This window comes from uncultured Sutterella sp. (assembly GCF_937923675.1).
In the GTDB taxonomy this organism is placed as follows: Bacteria; Pseudomonadota; Gammaproteobacteria; order Burkholderiales; family Burkholderiaceae_F; genus Sutterella.
The window spans coordinates 1-22,577 of record NZ_CALDXB010000044.1; the positions used below are offsets into that span (position 1 = coordinate 1).

Below are 22,577 nucleotides of genomic sequence, written 5' to 3' on the forward strand. Positions count from 1 at the left end.
AAAATTCACGATTCAGCTACTTTTTGTGAACTGGCCCCGTGCGATCGCCCTGTGGCATGGATAACATTTACGCCTCTTTGACCGGAGATATGAGGGGCAGTACTGCCGTAATCATGCACATTTGTATAAATTTTTTGATCGTTGGTGAGCTGAAGATCAATTGAATCAATGCCCTGAACATTCAGCTTGCCGACATTTTGATCTTTCTGTTCAGCCAAAAAAGCATTAGCCCATCTGCCCTGCATAGACAAAGACGAACCGGTTGATCCTGTGAGCGTTTCTGTTTTTCCGGATGCAACATAAGCCTGGACGCCATCCTTCAATGCTTCAGGCGTAGGCAGTTGATATTCACCGGTAACATTCCACTGCAAGCCATTAATAACTTCCGCATTCGCAGCAGAGCACGCCAAAGCGGCCAAAACAGCAAAAGAGATCGTCGAATATCTCATTTCAAACTCCAAATAGTCCCGACAAACCACTCCCGGGCGAGATAGGTTTGTCGTTTATAAGCGACTATCCGAGTCTAGTTTTCATGAAACCTTCCGCCGCAAAAGATTTGAACCCAATCCAATGAATTGCGTAAATTTCATAAAGATATGATCGTTTACGGATAAAGCAACGTTGTTTACGAACAACTCCAATGGCCGGCCCTCCGCCCTCCTTCCATGCTCCGTGAAGTGCAGAAAGCCCGGCCTCCCCTGCGCGCAAACGGCAGAGAAGCACCGGGCTTCGAAATGCTCAGATCGACCTGACCTCAGAGACTCAGTGATCCGACTTGATTCCCGCCCCGCAGAGCGTAATGAGAACATCGGTCGCCGGACCGTAGAGCTCGCAATAGCGGTCCCACGCGGCGAAGTTGGCGGCCGTGGTGTGCTCGATGTAGTAGCCCTCGCGAGCCACCGCGGCGCGCGCGGCGAGGATCTTGTCCTCAGGCGCCGTCACGACCGTGATGTCGTGGCGCTTCATCATGTCGAGGATCTCGTGCCCGCGAAGGGGCTTCCCGATCGCAATGCCCTCAGCAATCGTGGGCTTCACGTCGACCGAGACGGGATCGTCCTTCCCTTCTTTCCTCGCCTGATAGAGCGGATCGCAGAATTCGCTCTGAAGCGCCACAATCTTCGGGAACTTCTGGATCACGCCCGAGGCATGGAGGTGTTCAAGGGCCTTCACCGCACCGATGAAGAGCGTGCCGTTCCCGACCGGGAGCACCACGTGCTCGGGGATGCGTCCGAGCTGCTCGTAGACCTCATAGATGTAGGCCTTCATGCCTTCATAGAAGAAGGGATTCACGACATGATTGGCGTAATAGACGCCCTCGTCCTTCACGCGGGCGCGGCAGACGTCGGCGCAGTGGTCGCGAGAGCCCGGAATCACATGGACTTTAGCGCCGTGCGATTCGATCATCGCGATCTTCTTGGGGCTCGTGCCTTCAGGCACATAGATCTCGCACTTGATACCGGCGCGGGCGCAGTAGGCGGCGACGGAATTCCCGGCATTGCCGCTCGAATCCTGAACGCATTCAGCGACGCCGATCGACTTCATGTGGGAGACGAGGCCCGCGGCGCCGCGATCCTTGAAGGACAAGGTCGGCATGGCATAGTCGACCTTCACGAACATGCCGGGCTTCATTTCCACAGTGGGCGTGAGGCCTTCGCCGAGCGAAACGCCGCGCCAGGCATCGCCGTCGAGCGCCATGAATTCGCGGTAGCGGAAGATGCTCCATTCCTTCCTGTCGATTTTCCCGTCGTTCCACTTCGGGGGCGTGAAGTCAAGTTCGAAAAGTCCGCCGCAGGAGCATGTGGGCTCGCGGGTCGTCACCGGGGTTTTCCTGCCGCAGCAGGTGCAGATGTAGTTGAGCATTCCTGAATTACTCCTCATTGAGCTCAGCAACCGCCTCAATTTCAACGAGGCATCCGAAATGAAGGGGCGTCGTCGAGACAACGACGCGGCCGGGCTTGTGTTCTCCGAAGAAGTCTCGGTAGACCTCATTGATCGCGCCCCAGTATTCGTTCGAGGGCGTATAGACGCGGCAGAAGACCACCTGATCGCGGCGGGCGCCCGCGGCCTTCAGAATGCGGTCGAGATTGTCGAGCGCCAGCGCCGCGTGCTCGCGGATGCCGCCCGTGCAGGGTTCGCGCGTGTCCGGGTTGATGGAAAGCTGTCCGGAGACATAAAGCATGCCGTGCGAGACGACGGCAGCGCTGTAATGGCCGGGATTGGTTCCCCTGAAGCCTGGATCGATGAATTTCATTCTTCTCCCCTCCAGTATGGTGTTTTGCCGAATCTCGCCAGCCGTCTGATCTGGTCGAGATCGCTGTAGATCGTTACCTTTGAGACGCCGAGCCGGTCGGCGGCATGTTCAAGCGCTCCCTTCATGAGGAAGATGCCGCGGCTCTCCATGAAGACAAGGAGCTTCACCCGGTCCTCACGCGTCCACGAAGCCTTTCTCCCGGGCCGCGGGGGCGACGAACCGGACGGCGCCGCCTGCGCCTTCGCCTCATCCACCATGCGGTCGATGAGATCAAATACGGCGTCGGCAACGCTCTCCCCTGCCGCAAGGCCCTCTTCGCGGGCGCTATTCTTCGTCGGGCCGGCGGAGAGGGAAGATTCCCCGAATTGAGCCTTCATTTCCGGAGGAAGAAGCCAGTCGAGGCGTTCGAGCTCTGCTGCATCGGCCGTCACGTCCTGATTGACGCAGAGGGCGCCCGCGAGCTTCCCGTCGGCCCCGCGGATCAGCATCGTGACCGAACGGATCAGCTTCTCAACTCCGTCCTCGCCCGTGTGCCTGAACCACCAGACCGGAAGCAGATCGCCTTTTTCAGGGTGCTCGCCCCGAAGGAGCATCTCCTCAACGAGGTGCCTCACGCCCTGCCCGACCTTTCGATCCGTGACATGGCCGTTCACGACGTAGACAACGGAATGAAGGGGATCGGAAAGATCATGGAGCACGACCTCCGTCTGAGTGCCGCCCACGAGCGCCACCAGATCGGCAGTCATCCGCCAGGGTGCGAGCGAGCCAGGGACCGGCGTCGCATATGAAGAGGTGTCGTTCTGAGGCATATTTGCTGCGTGCATCCCGAAGAGGCTGAAAGGAACAACGGGCAGTATTCCATAATTTTTTATATATTGCAACTCTATAAAATTCAATGTGTTTTGCACAAATAAATCAGGGATTCACGCATTCACTCTAGCAGAAGCCTGCTTAGTGATAGAATTTTTTATACATTCCAACAGGAGTCTCCGTGATGATCCCCAGCGACGCTCTTCCCATCGTTTCGCCCGAAGCCCTCGGCAAATTCGCGCCCGATCCGGCTGAGGCCCTGATCGGGCTCTCCGTCAATGACCCGCGCGTCCCGACGCCCTCATTTCTGATTGAGGACGGGAAGCTCGAAAAGAACCTTGAACGCGCGAGAGCCCGCGCCCGGGAACTCGGCGTCGCCTTCCGCCCGCACCTCAAGACCCACAAGTCGATCGTGATTGCGAGGCGGCAGATGACGTCGCCCGAAGGCCCCGCCACCGTTTCCACGCTTTCCGAAGCGCGGTACTTTGCCGCCAACGGCGTCAGGGACCTGATCTACGCCGTCGGCATTGCGCCCCAGAAGCTCGCAGAGGTCGCGAGGATCCGATCCCTGGGAGTCGATCTGAAGATCATTCTCGACAGCGAGGAAGCCGCGAAAGCTGTTTCGGACTTCTGCCGGGAACATCAGACGGAAATCCCGGTGCTCCTCGAAGTCGACGTGGACGGCCATCGCTCGGGGCTTCCTCCCGAGTGCGATGAGCTCATTGATGCCGCAAAGGCGCTTCAGGGAGGCGCGAAGCTTGCGGGCGTTCTCACCCACGCGGGCGACAGCTATGAATGCAAAACGATTGAAGCGATCGAGGCCGCTGCCGAAGGCGAGCGCGCCGGCATCGTGCAGGCGGCCGGGCGCCTCAGGGCAGCCGGATTCGAGGTCCCGATTGTTTCCGTGGGCTCGAGCCCGACGCTCATGCATTCAAAGAGCGAAGCGGGCGTCACGGAAATCCGCGCGGGCGTCTGCGCTCTATTCGACCTCTTCATGACGAACCTCGGCGTCTGCGAATCAGAAGACATCGCAGGTTCGGTTCTCGCCACCGTCATCGGAAGGCAGACAAAGAAGAACCAGCTGATCCTTGATTCGGGGTTCCTCGCCATGTCGCGCGACCGCGGCACCTCGCGCCAGAAGCGCGATTTCGGCTACGGACTCGTCTGCGACGCGCTTGGGACGCCGCTCGACGGCGGCCGCATCATTCTCACCGGCACGAACCAGGAGCACGGCATTCTCACGCTCCCGGCGGATTCCGCTTGCAGGCTCGACGACTTCCCGCTCGGCACCCGGCTCCGGATTCTTCCGAATCACGCCTGCCCGACGGCGGCGCCCTATAAATACATGCTCCTCGTCAAAAACGGGATCATCATCGATGTGCTTGAGCACGTCCGCGGCTGGGATTGATTCCAGCACGAGAGAAAGCCCCGGGAGAACCGATTGGATCCGCCCGGGGCTTTTCTTTATTTCAAAATCGCTTCAATTCAATCAAGCGGCGGAAGCGCTGCCGCGAGACGGTCGAACTCGGCGAGCCACGTCTTCTTCCACTTTGCCTTTTCTTCGTCCGTCACCCAGGCGGCATCGATGGAGTTCTCCAACATGCCTCGCAGGTCGGCGAGCGTGAACCCGAGGAAATTGAACATCAGGTACCAGGATTCGCTGATCCGGATGTGGTGCATGGTCGGGTCGTCGCTGTTGGGGAAGAGCCTGAGGCCCATTTCGTGCATGCGGCGGATCGGGTGCTTCTCCGCCCACTCCTCGTCCGTGAAGGTTCTGAGGTAGTAGGAGTTGGTGGGCACCACGGCGAAAGGCATGCCGAGCGCCTTCGCGTGCTTCATGAGCCCGGGGTTGTCGATGATCGTGTAGCCGTGATCGATCCTTTCGCACTTGAGAAGGTCGATCGCCGTTTCGACGTTTCGCCAGTGTTCGCCGAATTCGCCCGCATGCGCCGTGATGTGAAAGCCCGCATCGCGCGCCATGAAGTAGGCCTTCCAGAAGTTCTCGGGCTCGTGGTTGGTTTCGCGGTAGTCGATTCCGAGGCCGATCGATTCGGGCTCGCGGTGCGCGATCATTTCGCTGACGAGCTCCACCGCATCCTCAGGCGTCGCCTCGCGGTCGATCGAGGGCACGAGGCGCCCGATCACGCCGTAGCGGGCTTCGCCTTCGCGAAGACCCTCGCAGATCGCGCGCTGAGCGGCTTCAAAGGTCATGAAGTGCTTGAGGCCCGTCCAGTTCCAGAAGAATTCGATGTAGCGCACGCCCTGCTTCGACACGCATTCCATGTGCTCGACGGTAATGCGCTTCAGGTATTCGGGCTTCTTCAGAATGTGGGCTTCGAGCGCGCGGAAGATGCGAAGCACCCCTACGGGCTTTTCGCCGCGGGTGTAGAAGCCTTCGATTTCCTCCATGGAAACCGGGGCGCCGGAGTCGCGCACGAGATCGATGAAGGTTTCGCGGCTCGTCGTGCCGAGCAGATGGCAGTGGAGCTCCGCCTTCGGGAATTCGGAGAAGAAATTCATCCATTCGGCCGGAAGCTTCCGGCTGAAGGGGGAATCAGGAACAAAACCGGGATTTGTGCTGCGCATGAGTGCCTCGGGACTTCTTTTGAATGCGATGGGGAAAGATTTCTGCCGGGCCCGCTTCAGAGAATGTTTCAGGAGCCCGGGAAAACGGAGAGATTAGCGCACTTTTCCTGCAGAGCGCATCGGGTAGCGGTATATTCCCCGACTTCCCGTTTTCCCCTCACGATTTCTCTCCCCAAATGCTTGCCGCACTGATATCCATCATCGTGCTCGTCCTTGCGGGCTGGGCCATTGCCAAGAATTACGACGCCAAGGTCGTGCTTTTCGCCGCCGGGCTGATCCTCATGTACGCCGCGCTCCTCCTCGGGCACGACGTCCTCGCCGCCAAGGCGTCCTCGGGCCTCTCCTGGGTCGATCCCTTCAAGGCGATCAAGGACCTCTTCGTTCGTCAGTATTCGAACGCGGGCCTCATCATCCTCACGCTCTTCGGCTTTGCCGCCTACATGTCCCACATCGGCGCCAATGCCATGGTGATCAAGGTGATGAGCCGGCCGCTCGCGCACGTCCACTCGCCCTACGTGCTCGTGCCGCTCGTCTTCTATCTCGGCACGCTCCTCTCGATCATCATCCCGAGCGCGTCGTCCCTTGCCGTGATTCTGATGGCAACGCTCTACCCGGTTCTGAAGGCGGCGAAGATGTCGCCCCTTACGGCCGCGGGCGTCATCGCCACGACGGCAACGATCGTTCCGACGCCCCTGGGCGGCGACAACGTGGTTGCCGCGCGCGTCCTCGGATTCGAGCACGTGGTCGACTACGTCTTCTACCACCATGCGCCGATCTCAATCCCCGCGATCATCATCATGGGCATCGTGCACTACTTCTGGCAGCGCTGGGAGGACAAGAAGGACCTCGAATCCGGGAAGGCCCTTGCGGGCTCGATCGACGAATCGAAGCTCGAAGAAGATGAAACCGACGCCCCCGTCTGGTATGCGATCTTCCCGGTTCTGCCCCTCATTCTCACGATCTTCTTCTGGGCCTTCTTTAAGTCGGTGAAGATCGGCCTCGTTGAAATCACGCTCTTCTCCTTCGTCTGCGCCTTCATTGCCGAACTCGCGCGCAAGAAGAACATGAAGGGCTCGATGAAGGACGTGAACCTCTTCTTCCGCGGCATGGGCGACGGCTTCTCGAAGGTCGTCGTGCTGATCGTCGCCGCCTCGACCATGGTGGCGGGCCTCTCCGCGATGGGCCTCATCAGCATGATTTCGTCCTCGGTCTCGGGCGTTGAAAATGCGGGCGCGGGCCTCATGCTTGCCTTCTCGGGCATCACGGCGCTCATCACCTTCATCAGCGGCTCCGGCAACGCCGTCTTCTACAGCTTCATCGAACTCATCCCGCAGCTCGCGGAAAAAGCCGGCATCGACCCCCTGATGGTGGCGCTCCCGATGCAGCACACCTCGAACCTCATCCGCGCGGTCTCGCCGGTTTCGGCCGTGGTGATCATCGTTTCGGCGGTGGTCAAGGTGAATCCCCTCATGGTCGTGAAGCGCACCGCCGTGCCGCTGCTCTCGGGCTTCGTCGCGGTTCTCATTATTTCGCTCATCCGATACATGTAACGAAAGAAGCTACTTTTCAGAATTCAGACACAGAAAGCCCGGGAGCCGCCGTCAAAGCGCCCGGGCTTTTTCGCATCCTTATGCCTCGTCTGCGCGAAGGCCTTTGATTCCGGTATTAAAGACCCGCACCCGGAAAACATTCCCTTCAGGAGCGCTCTCAAGCTCCACCTTCCAGCCCGAGCGCCGGGCCGCCTTCGCAACAATCGCGAGTCCGAGTCCGGTACCGGGAGCCGCCGGGCTCCCGCCCCGCTCATAGGCTTCAAAAATCCGCTCCCGGTCCTCGGGCTTAATGGGAGGCGCGTTGTCGGCAACGAGAAAGCCGTCCGATGTTTCCTTGAGAAGAATCCTGCCCCGCCCCGTATAGGCCACCGCATTCCGCAGAAGGTTCGCAGCAACGATCCCGAGCATTCCGGGCGAATAGGTCCCGGGACAGGTTTCGGAAAAATCAGCTTCAAAAACGAGGCCCTTTGCTTCTGCGAGCGGCTTCCAGACGTCGCAGGCATTAAGGAGAATGCCTCGCACCGCATCCGGAGGCTCGGTGCTCCTCCCCGACGACGCACGGGCGAATTCGAGGAGCGTTTCCATGAGGGAATGCATTTCGCGTGAGGCGCGGTGAATCCTCTCCACCTGGCGGCGTTCTCTTTCGCCGAGGTTCCCTGCAGCGAGGAGTTCCGCGCTTGTTTGAATCACCGTGAGTGGCGTTCTGAGCTCGTGACTCGCATCCGCCGTAAAGGCGCGCTCGCGCTCGAGCGCATCGTTGAGGCGCCTGAGCGCCCGGCTGCAGATCGCCGCAAGTTCGCCCACCTCGTCGGGCGTCTGAAGCTCCTCCGGAATCGGCGTCCAGCTGCTGCTTATCGACGCGTGCTTCACTGCGTCGGAGAGCCTTTCAATCGGACGCATGATGCGCCGCGAAAGCCACCAGCCGGCAAGAGCGCCGGCGAGCCCGGCGAGGCCGAGCGAAAGCGCCGTAAAGAGGAGAATCTCCTTTTCGGCTTCTTCAAAGCGGCTCTGGTCGCGCACGATGAGAATCGTTCCGCCCGGAGTGTTTTCCCGCCAGACGAACCGCGCCGGGTCGTCCAGGATTTCCGTGAAGCCCTCGGGGACGCCCTTCAGCGCCTCCGGGATGGGCGGAAGCCGTTTGTCGTCGCCGAAAATCTCGGTTCCCGGGGGAACTCCCGGGACATTTCCTTTTGCAAGCAGCTCCTGCACATAGCTCGCTTCATCCTTGAGAAGCCCGGCCACGAGATGCTCCTCTGTAAAGCCGATCGCGAACCAGATGGCGCTTCCGTAGAGCGCCGCCGTCAGAAGAAGAAGCGCCGCGAAGGACAAAATAATGCGCTGCGAGAGACCGCGCATGCGGCGCCTGACAGAAGCGAATAGACGCGCGATGGGCATGGTTCATTCGCTCCTCTCGCCTTTCGGCGCGGCAATGGACCAGCCGAAGCCGGGATGCGTTCTGATCATCGGAGCGTCGAAGCCCTTATCGACCGCATTTCTCAGAAGATGCATGTTGGAGCGGAGGCTGTCCGACTTCGGCGCATCGCTTCCCCAGATCCGGTTTTCGAGCGCCTCGCGGCTCACGACGCCCGGGCTCGCGCGCATGAGCTCCCTGAGAATCCGCAGCCCCGTCGGGTTGACGCGAAGAAGGACGCCGTCACGCGTGACGGTGCCCGCCGCGAGGTCGAGTTCCAGCGGGCCGATCCGGAGCGCATGGACGCGCCCGCGGTTGGCGCGCCTCAGGAGCGCCTCGATGCGGGCCGAGAGTTCAGGAAGCGCAAAGGGCTTCACAAGATAGTCGTCCGCTCCGGAGGAAAGTCCTCTCACCCGGTCTTCCACGGCATCGCGGGCCGTGAGCATCAGAACGGGCGTTTCGTCTCCGGCCTCGCGAAGGCGCCTGAGGAACGTGACGCCGTCCGTGCCTGGGAGTCCGATGTCGAGCACCAGAAGATCGGCTCCCTGCTGATTGAGAAGATGCGCGCAGGCTTCCGCGTCCGCCGCGCCCGAAACCTCATACCCGCGCATTTCAAGCCAGTCGCGCAGGTTCGCGCGGATGTCCGGATTGTCGTCGACCACCAGAATCTTTTGCGGCATGAAAGGACCTTCACCGAGTAAAAACTTCAACGGGAAGTGTATCGGGAAAGCCTTCCTCAACAAATCCTCACAAAATGGGTTTACAAGCATTGAGGCGGATCACCCGCTTTGACGCACTTTTGACGCGGCATCCGGATAATTGCAAGATTATTCGTATACATGGATTTTCCTGAAATGCGCGTCAGAGACCTTCCCCCGCAGGCCGAAAGCCGCCCGCTTTCACCGCTCGAAATCCTCTTCTGGTTCGTCATTCCGGCCGGGCTCCTCGTCTGGCTTGTCCTCAACCCGCCGCATGCGCTTGATCTCGCTCTCCAGCGCCTCATCTGGAAGAGCTTCAGCGCCGGGTGGCTCAATACCGATCAGACGGAATTCTGGCTCCACAAGCTCCCGAAGTTCGCGTCGATCGCCGCCTATGCGCTCCTTCTCCTCGCGCTGATCCGGAGCTTCATCAGGGAACGGACATCTCCATTCGCCGCAAACGCCTGGGATCGCCTCATGCGCGGGCGGATTCTTTATGCGCTCCTCGCGGGAGCGCTCTGCGTGCTCGCCGTCTGGTGGCTTAAGAAAACGACGGGCGTGAGCTGCCCCTGGAGCATCGCGGAATTCGGCGGCAGCGCCGAAATTACGAACCCGACCCTCTCCCTCGGCTTCCGCCCGGGCGTATGCTGGCCCTCGGGCGCGGCGGGAAGCGGCTTCTGTCTTCTCCCCGTTTTCTTCATGCTGCGCGGTTTCCCGAGGAAGCTCTCAGCCCTGGCCCTCGCCGCCGCACTCATTCTCGGCCTCACGGCCGGGATCGGACGCATGCTCGCGGGCGCGCACTTTCTTTCGCACGTCGTCGACGCCTTTTTGATTGACTGGCTGATTTCCGCCGCGCTCTACGCCCTCTTTTTCTGCCGCCGCGGATTCTCGAGCTCCGCTCTCCGGGTCCTTCGGGGGTCGGGCCGAACGGAAGGCACGATCGGCTCGGAAGTACGGCGAAGCCAGGCACTTCGCCCCGGGTTTCCCGTTCTCCTCCTCGGACTCGGTCTTTGGTGGGCCTTCGTCTTTGATGCCCCGATGCTCATGAAGCTCCTCGCTCCGCAGGGGACGGCGACGCTCTCCTCCATCGTGCTCGCACTCTCATCCGGCATTGCATTCACGCTCGTGGGCGCAGGACTCACTGCGCTCCTCTCGCTCCTCCCACGGGCAATCTTCAGGACGGTCCTCATTCTTCTCAACATCCTCGGGGCCCTTTCCTTTGCCGCCGCATTCCTTTACGGCACGGCAATGACCCCGGACATGGTGAGGAACTTCCTCGCGACCGACCCGGCCGAATCGGCGGGCTACCTTGCCGCGCGGCCGGTCTTCGTCTTCCTCTGGGTGCTGATTCCGCCCCTCTGGCTCTCTCTAAGAGGTCGGGTGCCTCCTCCTCTCAGCCTGCGGACTGGAAAACGAGCGCTCCTGAAGCGCCTGGGGCTTCGTCTCGGCGGAGCGATCGTCCTCGCTCTCGCCGGCGTTCTGGTCATTGCCCTCAATTTCCAGGCCTTCTCGAGCGCCATGCGGAACGACAAGACGCTTCGCTACCAGATCGCGCCCGTCAATGTCGTCTATTCAACGATCCGCACCTTTGCCGCGGACGAGTCTCCGGACGCAAAACGAGTGCGTCTCGTGACCGATCCGGCGCCGAAGGCAGCCATTAAGGTTAATCGTCCGACGCTCTTCGTCTTCGTCGTGGGCGAGACGGCGCGCGCCGCCAACTGGGGCTTGAACGGCTACGCCCGCGATACGACGCCCGAGCTCTCGAAAATCAAGCTCATCAACTTCCCGAAGGTCACGGCCTGCGGGACCTCGACCGACGTGTCGCTCCCCTGCATGATGAGCCGCATCGGGAGGAGCAGCTACGACCGCGACCGGATTCTTCACGAGGAGTCGCTCCCGAAGCTTCTCGAGCGCGCCGGCATGAACGTGCTCTGGATCGACAATCAGTCGGGCTGCAAGGGGACCTGCGAAGGCGTTCCGACGCGCGAGGCCTCGTGCCCGGAGGGAAAGTGCAGAAACGACGACGTGCTCCTCACGGAACTCAGCCGCGAAATCCCGAAGCTCCCGGCTGACCGCCCGACGGTGCTCTTTCTTCACATGATCGGCTCCCACGGACCTGCCTATTCGGAGCGCTCGCCCGAAGGCGTCAAGGCCTTCGAGCCCGAATGCCGGAACGCTGATTTAGGAAGCTGCTCGCGCGAGGAAGTCGTCAATGCCTACGACAATTCGATCCGCGAGACCGACCGCGTGCTCGCGGGCCTCATCCGGCGCCTAGAAGCGAGCTCGCCCCGCATGGATTCGGCGCTCCTCTACGTGTCGGATCACGGGGAGTCGCTCGGCGAATCAGGGCTCTATCTTCACGGCGCCCCGTGGTGGATGGCGCCTTCGGACCAGACGCGCGTACCGATGATTCTCTGGATGAACGACGGCTTTGCGCGCACCTTCGGCCTCAATCCCCAGTACATTCTCGCGCGCTCGAAGGAAGCGCTTTCGCATGAAAACCTCTGGTCGAGCGTCCTCGGCATTCTCGGCATCGAAAGCTCCACCCTGCGGCCTGAATACGATTTCTCGGGCAGAAGCCGGTGACGAAATCAGGAACGGCAAAGAGGCGCTGCGGGCATCCCGGAGCGCCTCTTTGATTCTGAGGAATAGGCAAAATCACGCGCTTCAGGCGCGAAGATCCTTGTCCTCGGCAAGAATCCCGAACATCTTCTCGACGCGCCGGAACATCCGCCTGCAGTCTTCCGCCTGCGGATGAAGACGCCGGAAGAGAAGCTCGTAGCGGGCGTCGGCCTTGCCGAGAATCTCGAGCCGCTCCTTCGCGTCGAGCGTCACGGCCTCCGCGGCCGCACGATGGATTTCAAGGACGAGGTCGCCCACGGCCATGAGGAAGCTCTCTGGCTCAAGGACGGCCTTGGGGTCTTCGGGGAGCGCCTCCGCGACCGTTCCCCAGTAGCGGAGATCCGGGTTTTTAAGGTCAATCAGCGTCTGCGCGGCAAGGGACACCGCCGTCACGAGATAGTCGGGAGCGGCCTCGAGGGCATTCCCTTCCGCCCAGGCGTCCGAAATCCGGCGCTCGAGGTTGGCGCGCGCAATCAGGCGGAAAGCAAGGTCGAACTGTCCGGTGCGAAGCGCGAGGAGACCCTCCGCGAGGGGAAGGAGCGCCCGCTGGCCGTGGGCATCGGACTCTCTCACTGCCGCCGCAATCCGCGGGAAATGGTTGAGCGCAATCTGCGCGAGCGCCATCGTCTGGCGCACAGGGGCGTCAATGTGCGAGAGCGCTGCGAAAAGCGCCCGGAGGAGATTCTTCGCGTAGAGCGGGTCGTCTAGCCGCTCGGCCGGAAGCGCCTCAAAGGCCGCCACGGCTGCCGGCCATCGCGGGAGTCCGTCGGCCGGAAGTTTTTCAAGAATTTCGAGGAGCCGCTCATCGACCGGCTGGTCGGCCGAAGCGTCGCGCGGCGCATCCGTTGAAGGACCCTTCAGCTTCTCCTTCAGCCATTTGAACATGTCTCTTTCCCCTGCTTTCAGTTGTGAATCCATCGTGTCCGCATTTGCCGGATCAGTTCGATACTACCGCGGCGAGAAGGAGATTCGCCTCTGCAGATTTCCTGATGGAAGCTCCTTTTGAGCCGCCCGGGAGTCCTCTCCGGATTCTTTTGTCAGATTTCTTTATAAGAGATTCCGCCCGATCGGGCGACAGATAGAATGTTGAGGACGATTTTCCGCGCCTCTTTTCGCGGACCTCAACGGCACTCCGGGACCATACGCACATGCGCCGTGCTCTTACCTTTCTACTCATTCTCTGCACGCTCCTCTTCTGGAGCATGAGCCTCTGGACGCTTTCCGCCCGCGTTTCCGGCACGGACTTCCTCTGGTGCGCGCTTCCGGCAGCGGCGGGTCTTCTGATGATGATCGGGCTCTTTGCCTCGGGAAGAATCTTCAATCCCGTCGACCGCGTAAGGCGCCTCTTTTCCGCGGTGCTCGCGACGACGCTTCTCGTCGTCATCGCCTGCGTCTACGCCGACGTCCTCATGCTGAACGGCGTCATCTTCGAAAAGCTCCTCGGGATCTTCAATCTCGGGATCTTCATCGACAGCCGTCTCATTCTCACGCTCGCCTGCGCCGGAGCCTGGGTTCACCCCGTGCTCTTCATCATCGCCGGGGTCGGGCTGCTCTGCCTCCCGCCCCCGTCGGACAACTTCTTTCGTCAATGATCCTCGTCGGCCGGAATGAAGGCCGACTTCGGATGCCCGCAGTCAGGGCACACGAATTCGTCGGGAAGGTCCCTGAAGGGCGTTCCCGGGAGAATATTCTCCTCGGGACAGCCTTCGGCCGGGTCGTAGACGTACCAGCAGACCTTGCACTGCATCCGGGCGTCGGGCGGAACGCGCTCGGCGGCGAGCCGGTCAAGGAGCGCCTCGATCTCAGAGCCCTTCGTGAAGCGCCCGGAATTTTCCTCAGGCATGGGACGCCTCCCTTTTGCCTCCGATCGTGCCGCGCTCAAGGTCGTGGCGGATCCATTCAATGAGGTCCGTGCACTTTCTCACCGCTTCGGGGAACTCCTCCGCCGACACCGGCACCTCGGGCGGCACGCGCGCGATCACGAAGGCGTCGAGAAGCGTTTTTCCGGAATTGTTGATGATGCGGCTGCGCCAGAGGTTCTTCACGCGCGTGCGCGTGAAGCGCGAGTGCGCGAACCCCTGAAGCTCCACTTCAATGTCGCCTGTACCGAGGGTCGAAAGGAGCGCCGTCATGTCGCCGGGCGACAGGGGCTGGCGCTGGAGCTCCACCATGAACGCCGGGTCGTCGGAAAGCTTCTCGATTCTGCCCGAGGCGGTTTCTTCCTTCAGCTCATGCCCGAGTTCCTCAAGGATCGCCGGGGCGGCAAAAACGTCGGCGCTCGGGTTCACGAGCTTCGGAACTTCCGTTTCGCCCCGTTCCGAGACAACGAGCACCGTGCGGGGAAGGCGCCCCAATACGAAGGAGTTGGCGGCGCGGCCCTGGTCCCCCGCCTGAACGCGCCAGAGGCCGGGAACGCCAGTGTCGGCTGCGCGCGCTTCGCCGTCGAAGAGCAGGATCTTCACCTCGCCCTCGCCGATCGTGGAGAGAAGGAAGTCGAGATGCTTGGGGTCAAAGCCTGAAAAATCCCAGACGGCGTGAAGGTCGGAACCGTCCGCAGCCGCATTTCCCTTTGCCATGTCGTCGAGATGCTGCGAAAGCTTCTCCCTCACGTCAGTGAGGAAGTCAATGGTTGCGAGCGCCGCCCTGCGCTCCGTTTCCGGGTCGAGTTCCGGGGCGTTCTGCCACCGGCGCGCCACATCGGCGGCGGAATAAGTCTGAAGGCTCATCTCTATCTTGTCCGAATAGGTTTTGAATTCTTCTGCGAAAATCGATCAGCAGCAGGAGCTCTCTTCGGCCGCGTTCCTCGGGAGGATCGCGACGGAGCGCTTCGGCGCCTCGGTGCGCGCTGCAATCCCGGCGAGCTTCGCAAGGTACCCGTCCCAGGAGTCGAGCCCTTCGGCGGCGCCGAGAAAGACATTGCCTCGAAAGAGCGCGAGCGCGGGGAGCTTTCTCACGCCCCAGCGGGCTGCGAGCGCTCTTCCTTCCGCGACATCCGTGCACCAGGCGCTTTGAACGATGCTCCCCATGCTGCGGCGGATTTCCGGACCGATCACGACGATGTCCATCGTTTCCTTCCGGGTATTCGGGTCATCGGCAAAAATCACGAATTTGAGTCCCGGCTCGGCAAGAAAGCCCTCGAGCGAGGCTTCGGAGAGCGTTCTGAATCCCTCTTCCCCGCGCATGCGCTGAAAGAGCGGGTTCGTCTGCGGATCGATTTCCGCAATTCGCGTGAATTTGGACATGCTTGAAATTCTTTTCTTTATGGAGGATTGAGGCGATCGCGGGATCAGCTTCTTCCCGGAACCAGCCTGCGCAGATGTTCGGGAAGCTCGGGCTCGCGGTCAATCAAGTCGCCGAAGCCCGCGCGGATCGCCGCCTCGTCGGCTTCGCCCGCCATGGCAAGCGCCGTCGCCTTAAGCGCGGCTTCAATTTCAGAAGCTTCCGCCTCATCAATCGCCCGGATGGCGCGATCCTGAAAGACGAGGAGCCAGTCGCCCGGCTTCGGCGGGTCGATCATGGAAATGTCGACGACGACTTCGCTTCCCTTTCGCTCGCACCGCGCCTTCATTTCCTCGAGCGCGACGATTTTCATGGGCAAGGCAATGCACATTTGAAGTGTTCTCCGGAAAACCGATCCTTATGAGGGGTCGGAAGCATGACCCGCGGGACGAACCAGAAACCGCTCGTCCCCGGTCCGGCAGGCCTCGGCCTCGTCGGGGCGCCCGGACTCATAGGCGTCGATTGAAAGGCTCTGGAAGGAAAGCGGCGGCACGCGCTCGCCCGGCGCTCTCTCGACGGGCGGGAATCCCCACTCGCAAAGGATGCCGCGGGCGGCTTCCAGGGCATCGGGAATGCGCGCCTTCACCGTTTCGGTGAGGCTTCCGCCGTAGTCGTCAAGGAGCTCCGGCTGAATGCCCACGACGGCGATGTCCTCGGGGCTCGAGCCCATGAGCGCAGCTGTCGCGAGGAGATCGTTGAAGCCCGTCTGGTGGGGCGAAATCTTGGTCGAGCTCCAGATGCGGATGTCGTCCTTTCTGAGGACGCGAAGCGTCCCCGGAGGCGCCTTCAGATCGCAGCAGTCGAAAACGAGAATGCGCTTCGTCGAGCAGATCTCGTTCACGAGCCAGCCGCCGAGCGTTCCGCCGTCCATGACTTCCGCGCCCTCAGGCAGCCGGTAGCGGCTGTTGAAGGCCTCGGCCGCCCTGGGGCCGAACCCTTCGTCCGCCCAGAGGATGTTGCCGATGCCGAGGAGCAGCACGTCGCGGGCATAGCGCCCCGGCGAGAGTTCCTGTGTATTCATGAATTTCCTCCCAGAGAGGGTTCCTGCCGGCATCTTTCTCTTCAAAAAAAACGGGGTGCGGATGCTGCCGGAGCCTCTTCTTATGTGATCTCAACTATATCGAGTGAGGCTCATAAGCCGCCATTCTCCGAAAGGCCCACCGTTAAGCCTCCGGAAGCACTCCCTATGGAATAATGCGCTCCGCTTTTGGGCATAGTCCGGCCGGTCATGAGCGGAAAGTCCCGCGGACAGGAAAGCAGTACTTCAAAAATATACAAAACTATCGTCCGAAGATTGGGTACTGTTTTTTCAAATTCCCCTTTACCTCCCGGTCGACCCCCTGCACTCTCACATTGTTTACCAGAAAAGTCAAGAGAAGTACGCGAATGATGATGTTGGATCGTCCTTCCCTAAGAAGAAACCCTGATTTTTGCCTGTTTATACTGAATCGAGTTGCAAAACGTTTGAAAGCGCCATACAGTGGAACTGAGCAATGGCAATCCGTCCTTAGAAGGAGGAACCACCATGCCGGGTAAGAAAACACCATCCGCACCGAGCCTCATCAAGCCGTGCAAGCCCCTTGCAAAGAGAAAAGCCTCCAGTCATGACGGCTGGGGCGGCGTTCGTCAGGGCGCCGGCCGCAAACCGCTTGGCGAAAAGGCCCTCGACAAAATGGTCGTCATTCGTCTGACGGCTGAACAGAAGACTTTCTTCAGAACGCTCGGCGGCAGCGTCTGGCTGAGACAGGTCCTTGACCTCTGCATGCGTGAAAGCACGCCGGAGAAAATCCGGGACGCAGCCAACGAGTCGCCCTTCGGCGGCATTCCCGCAGAAAAATTCTTCACTGAAAGGATCTAAAGCCAAAATCGCCAGCAGACGAGCCGGAAGATTCAAAACATCTTCCGGCTTTTTTCTCGGTGCTGAGGAAACGCTTTGAGGAAAGCGATTCCGCTCCGCATCAGATGCCCGCAAAACGACCTTCCGGTTCAGTCTCCGCCCGCGTCAACTTCGAGCCACTTCTCGAAGCGCCGGGTCTCGGCGTTGAAAACAAGGACTGCCCGACGGAGCTCTCCTTCCTGCGGACCTTCGCCGTATCGGCGGCTCAGAATCTGCTCTTTTCCTCTTTCGAGGAGCTTCGTGACCTCATGAGCGTCGGCCGCGAATTTAAACTCAAAGACCCAGTGCCGGTTTCCGGCGCGCACTTCCAGGTCGCTTCTCCCAAGCGCCGAATGCTTTTCGACCTCCGGCATCAAAGCAGCTCCCATGAGAAAGAGCTGGATTGAAGCGCGACAGGCTGCCTCCGTTGTAATCGGGAAATTCTGATAGTCAATCAAATTGATGCCGTCGTTAAAACGAGCAACGATGTCGTTCAACGTCCCGGATTCGATGAGTTCGGAGAGCATCGGAACTCCCAGAGGATCAAGATTTTTCCCGCGCAGAAGCTCATCCGCGTAAAGCTGCGCCATAGAGAGCTCCACTTCCTTATTGGGATAGCCGAGTTCAACATACCCGTTACTGCGAACAGACCGTATTGTCAGGTAGCCCGCCTGTGCCAGAAGCGCCTCGATGCCGATATTCTTATATTCCCGAGCGGCCATAAGTTCAGAAAGTCGGATCTGCACGTTCTCGTCAAAGGCAAAAGGATTGGCTATCTTATGTGTTTTAAGATAGTTTAATAAAACCCTTGGCTGTCCCCCGCTTGCATACCAATAATTAAGAAATCCTTCTCCCGGATTATTGAAAAAATTAAGAACCGACCACGGGCAATATACATGGTTTTTCCCTTTTCGGTCAAAACAAAAACCGTCATAATTTTCTCGTATTTTATCCAGAAGCTCAGTTCTGCTAATTTGGAGTTCCTTTTCAGCCCTTAAAAGATAGCCTTCAAAATATAATGAAATCTCCCTTTCAGTCAGTCCTAGAAGACTGCTGTATTTTGTATCCAGTGAAATGTCCGTAAGATCATTTAGTGCAGAGAAAATGCTGGTATTACTGAGCTTCGTAATACCCGTCATAAAGAAAAATCTAAGACAACGTTCTGCGGACTTGAGGACAGTATAAAAATTATCAAGATGATTTAGAATAACTTCAAGAACATCATGATCATCGAGATGCGCGGTGAGCGGAGTATCGTATTCATCAATCAGAAGCACCAGCGAGTCCGATGGAAGCGTCAGCAGCCAAGAACCGAGCTGGTCTAAGAATACAATATTTTCATCGGAATAATTAAAATTGAATCCGAGTGGTGCAAAAGCAGATATTAGTACGCTGCGAAAATCCCGCTCAAATTGAGCGGAGGTTTCAAAAAGCTTAAGTCTAGAAAAATCAAGCCGTACAACTTTGTATTGCCGATCCGTCCAGAGTTTTTCTATAGCGAGCCCGGAAAATTGCTCAAGCCCGTCGCTAAAAAGCGTTTGGAAGGTTGAAACGAGGAGTGATTTACCGAAACGTCTGGGCTTTGCGAGGAAAACTTTTCCGCGAACTGATGCGAGGGAGTAAATCAGATCCGTTTTATCGGCATAGATCATGTCGTTGCGCCGCAGTGTCGGAAAATCGCTGGAGCCCAAAGGTAATGGACGCATTAAACACTCCCTAAAATAGGGTCATCAACGTCAATAGACGTAACCTTATTTTGCTTTTGCGTAGGCAGCATGCGCCGCCCGAACGGCCTTGACGAGCTCCGCTTCCATGTCGGCGTAGCTTCTCTCCTTGCGGGGTTCGCCGCCGATGCTGTAGACCACATCCTTCGGACCGTAGCGAGGATCCTCGCGCACGATTGTTTCGACCGTCATGCCCTTCCCGGCCATGTAGTCCGCTTCGGAAAGCGCCCGGAGGCCCGCGAAGAAGTGCGCCCTCGCGGCGATGTCCGAATTGCTCATGCAGGGAAAGACTTTGGTGAGGCGGACAAGAGGCCATCCCCGGCTGTCGAGGAGCGGCTCTTCCGGCACTCCTTCTTCCTTCTTATTGTCTTTGACGTTCCCTGTCATGGCGCAGACGCTCCGCTCAATGGTTGCAATGCACCCGATTTTAACGGATGCCGCATGACGCGCCCGAGTTCCCGTCCTCTCGCCCGGGAAAGCCGATCTCAGAGGCCGTCGCCTGAACTTCCCGCAGCTTGCCGCCGCCCACTACACACTTCTTTCCGCAGAAGGCAATGCCGCAGGCATAGTGCTTTCTGCATTGCAGCCGGTGAATAACATTCCGACGACTCGACATCCTTGTCCGCCCGAGAGAAGCTCCCCTGGCAGAGCGCTTTTGGCACAAATCTTGCTTCAGAGTATTTAAGCGACGAAAGAAATTCTTCTTCCGTCCCATGGAGAAACACTCATGAAGCTTGTCACCATCATCATCAAGCCCTTCAAGCTCGACGACGTCCGGGAAGCCCTCTCCGACGCCGGCGTTCACGGCCTCACCGTCACGGAAGTGAAGGGTTTCGGCCGGCAGCGCGGCCACACGGAGCTCTACCGCGGCGCTGAATACGTCGTCGATTTTCTTCCCAAGACCCGCATTGACGTTGCGGTAACGGAAGACATGCTCGACGACGTGATCGAAACGGTCATTGCCGCCGCCCGCACGGGCAAGGTCGGCGACGGAAAGATTTTCGTGACGCCCCTTGAACAGGTCGTCCGCATCCGCACCGGCGAAACGGGAGAAGCCGCCATCTGACGCCCCGGAAGCTTCAGAGCGGTTCTTAAACCCCCAGTATCAAAAAAACTCCCAAAGACGGAGTATGAAAAAATGCACGCCTACATCAAATACATCCCTTTCGCGGGGCTCCTTGCACTCATGAGCGCCCCGGGATTCGCAGCTGACGCCCCGGCGCTCGACAAAGCCGACACCGCCTGGGTCATGGTCTCGGGGCTCCTCGTCCTCCTCATGACCATCCCGGGCATTGCACTCTTTTATGCCGGCATGGTGAGAAAGAAGAACATTCTCTCGACCCTCGCGCAATCGGTCGCGATCTGCGGCATCATCACGCTCCTCTGGTACTTCGTCGGCTATTCCCTCGCCTTCTCGGAAGGAAGCTCCTTCGTGGGCGGGCTTTCGAAGGCCTTCCTCTCCGGCATCGGCATCAATACGCTCTCGGGCACGATTCCGGAGCTCCTCTTCGTCTTCTTCCAGATGACCTTCGCGATCCTCACGCCCGCGCTCATCACGGGCTCGATCGCCGGCCGCATGAAGTTCTCCTCCCTCCTCATCTTCATGGCCGCCTGGAGCCTTCTCGTCTACGCCCCCGTCTGCCACTGGGTCTGGGCTTCGGACGGATTCTTCTTCAAAATGGGCGCGCTTGACTATGCGGGCGGCACCGTCGTCCACATCAACGCCGGCATTGCGGGCCTCGTTGCCTGCCTGATGGTCGGTCCCCGCCGCGGCTGGGGTCAGCAGCACCTCGCTCCCGCGAACCTCGCGCTCGCCGTCATCGGCGCCTCGCTCCTCTGGTTCGGCTGGATGGGCTTCAACGGCGGCTCGGGCCTTGCCGCCAACGAACGCGCCGTGATGGCGATCATCGTGACGCAGATCGCCGCCGCTGCCGGCGCCGTGGCCTGGATGTTCACGGAATGGAAGACCCGCGGCAAGCCCTCGCTCCTCGGCATGATTTCGGGCGCCGTCGCCGGGCTCGTTGCCATCACCCCGGGCTCGGGCTTCGTTGAGCCGGGTCCGGCGCTCGTGATCGGCCTCCTCGCCGGCCTGGTCTGCTTCTTCATGGTTGCGGTCGTGAAGGCAAAGCTCGGCTACGACGATTCGCTCGACGCCTTCGGCGTTCACGGCGTGGGCGGGATCCTCGGCGCCATCCTCACGGGCTTCTTTGCCTCGGGCGCCGTGACGGGCTCTGAACTTCCTCCCATGTGGACCCAGGTCGGCATCCAGGTTCTCTCCGTCGCAGCTACCCTCGTCTACGGCGGCGTCATGAGCTTCGTGATCCTCTTCATCATCAAGAAGACCATGGGTCTGCGCGTTTCGACCGACGACGAGCTCTCGGGCCTCGACCTTGCCTCGCACGGCGAGCGCATTGAGTAGCGCCCTGACCTTTCAGTCAATCACATAACAAAATCCCGGGTTCGGCAGGCGCCGGATCCGGGATTTTTGCTGAGCGCCTTCTCTCAATGGAGAGGCAGAGGAGCCGCCGGGGCGGCCCTCAGGGGAAAGCCTGTCAGAAGAGCGGCTCGTTCATGTAGATTTTCTTCAGCATGTCGTCCGCATCCGGGCCGCGCACGCTGATGCCCGCATATTCGGCATCGTTCATGGAGGTGAAGGTCACCATGCGGAGCGCCGCCTTCTGCTGACGATCAATCCGGAAGTCGAACTGGATCACCGTGCCGTCGTCGAGCCTGCAGGAGAACTGCACGTCGCCCGCCTCAACCTCTTCCCAGAGACGGCTCTTCGGCGTGCAGGCGCCGTACTGCTCGAAGGCGGTTTCAAGCGGAATCGTCTCGTCGTACGGAAGAACGGTTTTTCTCACGAGCATCACGTTGGGGGTCTGCACGGGTGCAGGGGCCTCGATTTCAGCAGCGGAAGAGGAAAGAACCCCGGTTCCGGACGTTCCGGTCGTGCCGCAGCCGGCGAGCGTGCCGGCAAGAATCAAAGCTGACGAAATTCCAAGAAGTCGAAGAGAAGTATCACGAGCCACGGTATTGCGCTTCCTTGAATGAATTAAGACGCCGCCCCGGAAAAACAGACCCCGGCCATTCCCGGGATCCGGTCGTCCGGAGGCAGCGGATGTTTTCGTATCCCAATTCTAGGAATCGCGGCTTAAGGGAATTCTGAAGGAGAGAAGAGGAAAGTGGCTCACTGTCGCATGAGGTCGTACATCGGCGCGAGGACGCCCTCGACGGGCTTCCCCTCACGGTCGAGGAGCCTCACGCCATTCGGAATCGGAAGCGCATACCAGGGGTCCTCCCCGGGCGCAGCGGAATCAAAGCGGAGCTTTCCGTCCTCAAAGGACCACTTTCCGCCCTCATCGAAGGCGCCGTCCGTCCCAACATAGTGCGAAACGCGCGTATAGGTGCCAGACGCCCTCAGATAGAGCGCCGTACGGATTCCTTCGCAGTCGGCGCACGGGAGCATGCCTTCATAGACGCCTGCAGCTTCAGATGCTGCTCCGGCCTGGGGCGAAGGCGCCTCCTTCGCACCGTTTGAAGGCGCAGTGCACCCGGAAAGCGAAAGCGCGAGCGCTGCGCAAATGGCGAAAGGACGGATCAATGAAAGCGGCATGACGACATCCAGCGGAGGAAGAGAAATGTAAACGGCAGGACAATCCTTGCACGAAAACTATCTCCATCATAGGGAGAGCGAAGGTTCAAAGCAGCGCCCAAGATGTAACGAATCCCGTCGGGCTGCCCTGCATGACAGCAAATATCCTATTGTTTTC

24 protein-coding genes are annotated in these 22,577 nt (G+C 59.8%); 7 read left to right on the forward strand and 17 right to left on the reverse strand.

Going from position 1 to position 22,577, the window contains the following annotated elements; all coding sequences use genetic code 11:
* Positions 1 to 5 precede the first annotated feature (5 nt).
* The 4 genes from Q0106_RS05240 to Q0106_RS05255 form a co-directional block, all read right to left on the reverse strand.
* Positions 6 to 449 carry a hypothetical protein gene (locus Q0106_RS05240; RefSeq protein WP_297609846.1) on the reverse strand — a complete coding sequence of 148 codons (444 nt, stop codon included), beginning with the start codon at positions 447 to 449 and terminating at the stop codon, positions 6 to 8.
* A gap of 313 nt (positions 450 to 762) precedes the next feature.
* Positions 763 to 1,860: a threonine synthase gene (locus tag Q0106_RS05245; protein ID WP_297609849.1), complete on the reverse strand. Its 1,098-nt coding sequence runs from the start codon at positions 1,858 to 1,860 to the stop codon at positions 763 to 765.
* A gap of 7 nt (positions 1,861 to 1,867) precedes the next feature.
* Complete coding sequence (locus Q0106_RS05250) at positions 1,868 to 2,251, reverse strand: RidA family protein (protein WP_297609852.1); 384 nt, start codon at positions 2,249 to 2,251, stop codon at positions 1,868 to 1,870.
* Positions 2,248 to 3,060, reverse strand: a complete 813-nt coding sequence (locus Q0106_RS05255; RefSeq protein ID WP_297609855.1) for a transcriptional regulator — start codon at positions 3,058 to 3,060, stop codon at positions 2,248 to 2,250. The genes Q0106_RS05250 and Q0106_RS05255 overlap by 4 nt, the downstream gene beginning before the upstream one ends.
* A gap of 185 nt (positions 3,061 to 3,245) precedes the next feature.
* Here Q0106_RS05255 and Q0106_RS05260 point away from each other — a divergent pair, with 185 nt between their 5' ends.
* Positions 3,246 to 4,469 carry an alanine racemase gene (locus tag Q0106_RS05260; protein WP_297609990.1) on the forward strand — a complete coding sequence of 408 codons (1,224 nt, stop codon included), beginning with the start codon at positions 3,246 to 3,248 and terminating at the stop codon, positions 4,467 to 4,469.
* A gap of 77 nt (positions 4,470 to 4,546) precedes the next feature.
* On the opposite strand, the gene Q0106_RS05265 is transcribed toward Q0106_RS05260, so the two are convergent.
* Entirely contained in the window at positions 4,547 to 5,647 is a 1,101-nt protein-coding gene (locus Q0106_RS05265; RefSeq protein ID WP_297609858.1) for an adenosine deaminase, read from the reverse strand.
* 176 nt (positions 5,648 to 5,823) lie between these two features.
* Between Q0106_RS05265 and dcuC the strand changes: the two genes are divergently transcribed.
* Complete coding sequence (dcuC, locus tag Q0106_RS05270) at positions 5,824 to 7,197, forward strand: C4-dicarboxylate transporter DcuC (protein WP_297609861.1); 1,374 nt, start codon at positions 5,824 to 5,826, stop codon at positions 7,195 to 7,197.
* A 78-nt stretch (positions 7,198 to 7,275) separates the two neighbouring features.
* Here dcuC and Q0106_RS05275 read toward each other — a convergent pair whose 3' ends face one another.
* Complete coding sequence (locus tag Q0106_RS05275; RefSeq protein ID WP_297609864.1) at positions 7,276 to 8,592, reverse strand: HAMP domain-containing sensor histidine kinase; 1,317 nt, start codon at positions 8,590 to 8,592, stop codon at positions 7,276 to 7,278.
* Between the two features lie 3 nt (positions 8,593 to 8,595).
* Positions 8,596 to 9,288 carry a response regulator transcription factor gene (locus tag Q0106_RS05280; protein ID WP_297609867.1) on the reverse strand — a complete coding sequence of 231 codons (693 nt, stop codon included), beginning with the start codon at positions 9,286 to 9,288 and terminating at the stop codon, positions 8,596 to 8,598.
* A gap of 174 nt (positions 9,289 to 9,462) precedes the next feature.
* On the opposite strand from Q0106_RS05280, the gene Q0106_RS05285 reads away from it, so the two are divergent.
* Positions 9,463 to 11,892, forward strand: a complete 2,430-nt coding sequence (locus tag Q0106_RS05285) for a sulfatase-like hydrolase/transferase (protein WP_297609870.1) — start codon at positions 9,463 to 9,465, stop codon at positions 11,890 to 11,892.
* Positions 11,893 to 11,973: 81 nt separating this feature from the next.
* On the opposite strand, the gene Q0106_RS05290 is transcribed toward Q0106_RS05285, so the two are convergent.
* Entirely contained in the window at positions 11,974 to 12,813 is an 840-nt protein-coding gene (locus tag Q0106_RS05290) for a hypothetical protein (protein WP_297609873.1), read from the reverse strand.
* Between the two features lie 263 nt (positions 12,814 to 13,076).
* On the opposite strand from Q0106_RS05290, the gene Q0106_RS05295 reads away from it, so the two are divergent.
* The gene (locus Q0106_RS05295) at positions 13,077 to 13,520 is read left to right on the forward strand and encodes a hypothetical protein (protein ID WP_297609876.1); all 444 of its coding nucleotides are present in this window, start codon (positions 13,077 to 13,079) and stop codon (positions 13,518 to 13,520) included.
* On the opposite strand, the gene Q0106_RS05300 is transcribed toward Q0106_RS05295, so the two are convergent.
* The 5 genes from Q0106_RS05300 to Q0106_RS05320 are packed head-to-tail and all read right to left on the reverse strand — an operon-like array spanning position 13,514 to position 16,228.
* Positions 13,514 to 13,771 carry a rubredoxin gene (locus tag Q0106_RS05300; RefSeq protein ID WP_152157618.1) on the reverse strand — a complete coding sequence of 86 codons (258 nt, stop codon included), beginning with the start codon at positions 13,769 to 13,771 and terminating at the stop codon, positions 13,514 to 13,516. The two genes, Q0106_RS05295 and Q0106_RS05300, sit on opposite strands and share 7 nt — an antisense overlap.
* Complete coding sequence (locus Q0106_RS05305; protein WP_297609879.1) at positions 13,764 to 14,654, reverse strand: hydrogenase expression/formation C-terminal domain-containing protein; 891 nt, start codon at positions 14,652 to 14,654, stop codon at positions 13,764 to 13,766. Before Q0106_RS05305 ends, Q0106_RS05300 begins: the two co-directional genes overlap by 8 nt.
* A 45-nt stretch (positions 14,655 to 14,699) precedes the next feature.
* On the reverse strand, positions 14,700 to 15,170 hold the full coding sequence (locus tag Q0106_RS05310; protein ID WP_297609881.1) for a hydrogenase expression protein HyaE: 471 nt from the start codon (positions 15,168 to 15,170) through the stop codon (positions 14,700 to 14,702).
* Positions 15,171 to 15,214: 44 nt separating this feature from the next.
* On the reverse strand, positions 15,215 to 15,538 hold the full coding sequence (locus Q0106_RS05315; protein WP_152157615.1) for a HypC/HybG/HupF family hydrogenase formation chaperone: 324 nt from the start codon (positions 15,536 to 15,538) through the stop codon (positions 15,215 to 15,217).
* Between the two features lie 27 nt (positions 15,539 to 15,565).
* Positions 15,566 to 16,228 (reverse strand): HyaD/HybD family hydrogenase maturation endopeptidase, encoded by a 663-nt coding sequence (locus Q0106_RS05320; RefSeq protein WP_297609884.1) that lies wholly within the window; start codon positions 16,226 to 16,228, stop codon positions 15,566 to 15,568.
* Positions 16,229 to 16,732: 504 nt separating this feature from the next.
* On the opposite strand from Q0106_RS05320, the gene Q0106_RS05325 reads away from it, so the two are divergent.
* Entirely contained in the window at positions 16,733 to 17,065 is a 333-nt protein-coding gene (locus Q0106_RS05325; protein ID WP_297609886.1) for a hypothetical protein, read from the forward strand.
* Between the two features lie 128 nt (positions 17,066 to 17,193).
* Here Q0106_RS05325 and Q0106_RS05330 read toward each other — a convergent pair whose 3' ends face one another.
* Complete coding sequence (locus Q0106_RS05330; protein WP_297609888.1) at positions 17,194 to 18,789, reverse strand: AAA family ATPase; 1,596 nt, start codon at positions 18,787 to 18,789, stop codon at positions 17,194 to 17,196.
* A 45-nt stretch (positions 18,790 to 18,834) separates the two neighbouring features.
* Positions 18,835 to 19,194 (reverse strand): hypothetical protein, encoded by a 360-nt coding sequence (locus Q0106_RS05335; RefSeq protein ID WP_297609889.1) that lies wholly within the window; start codon positions 19,192 to 19,194, stop codon positions 18,835 to 18,837.
* A 340-nt stretch (positions 19,195 to 19,534) separates the two neighbouring features.
* Here Q0106_RS05335 and glnK point away from each other — a divergent pair, with 340 nt between their 5' ends.
* Both glnK and Q0106_RS05345 read left to right on the forward strand, forming a co-directional pair.
* The gene (gene glnK, locus Q0106_RS05340) at positions 19,535 to 19,873 is read left to right on the forward strand and encodes a P-II family nitrogen regulator (RefSeq protein ID WP_297609891.1); all 339 of its coding nucleotides are present in this window, start codon (positions 19,535 to 19,537) and stop codon (positions 19,871 to 19,873) included.
* A 72-nt stretch (positions 19,874 to 19,945) separates the two neighbouring features.
* Positions 19,946 to 21,226 carry an ammonium transporter gene (locus tag Q0106_RS05345; RefSeq protein ID WP_297609894.1) on the forward strand — a complete coding sequence of 427 codons (1,281 nt, stop codon included), beginning with the start codon at positions 19,946 to 19,948 and terminating at the stop codon, positions 21,224 to 21,226.
* A gap of 133 nt (positions 21,227 to 21,359) precedes the next feature.
* On the opposite strand, the gene Q0106_RS05350 is transcribed toward Q0106_RS05345, so the two are convergent.
* Complete coding sequence (locus Q0106_RS05350) at positions 21,360 to 21,836, reverse strand: hypothetical protein (RefSeq protein WP_297609896.1); 477 nt, start codon at positions 21,834 to 21,836, stop codon at positions 21,360 to 21,362.
* A 158-nt stretch (positions 21,837 to 21,994) separates the two neighbouring features.
* Complete coding sequence (locus tag Q0106_RS05355; protein WP_297609899.1) at positions 21,995 to 22,420, reverse strand: copper resistance protein NlpE; 426 nt, start codon at positions 22,418 to 22,420, stop codon at positions 21,995 to 21,997.
* Positions 22,421 to 22,577 lie beyond the last annotated feature (157 nt).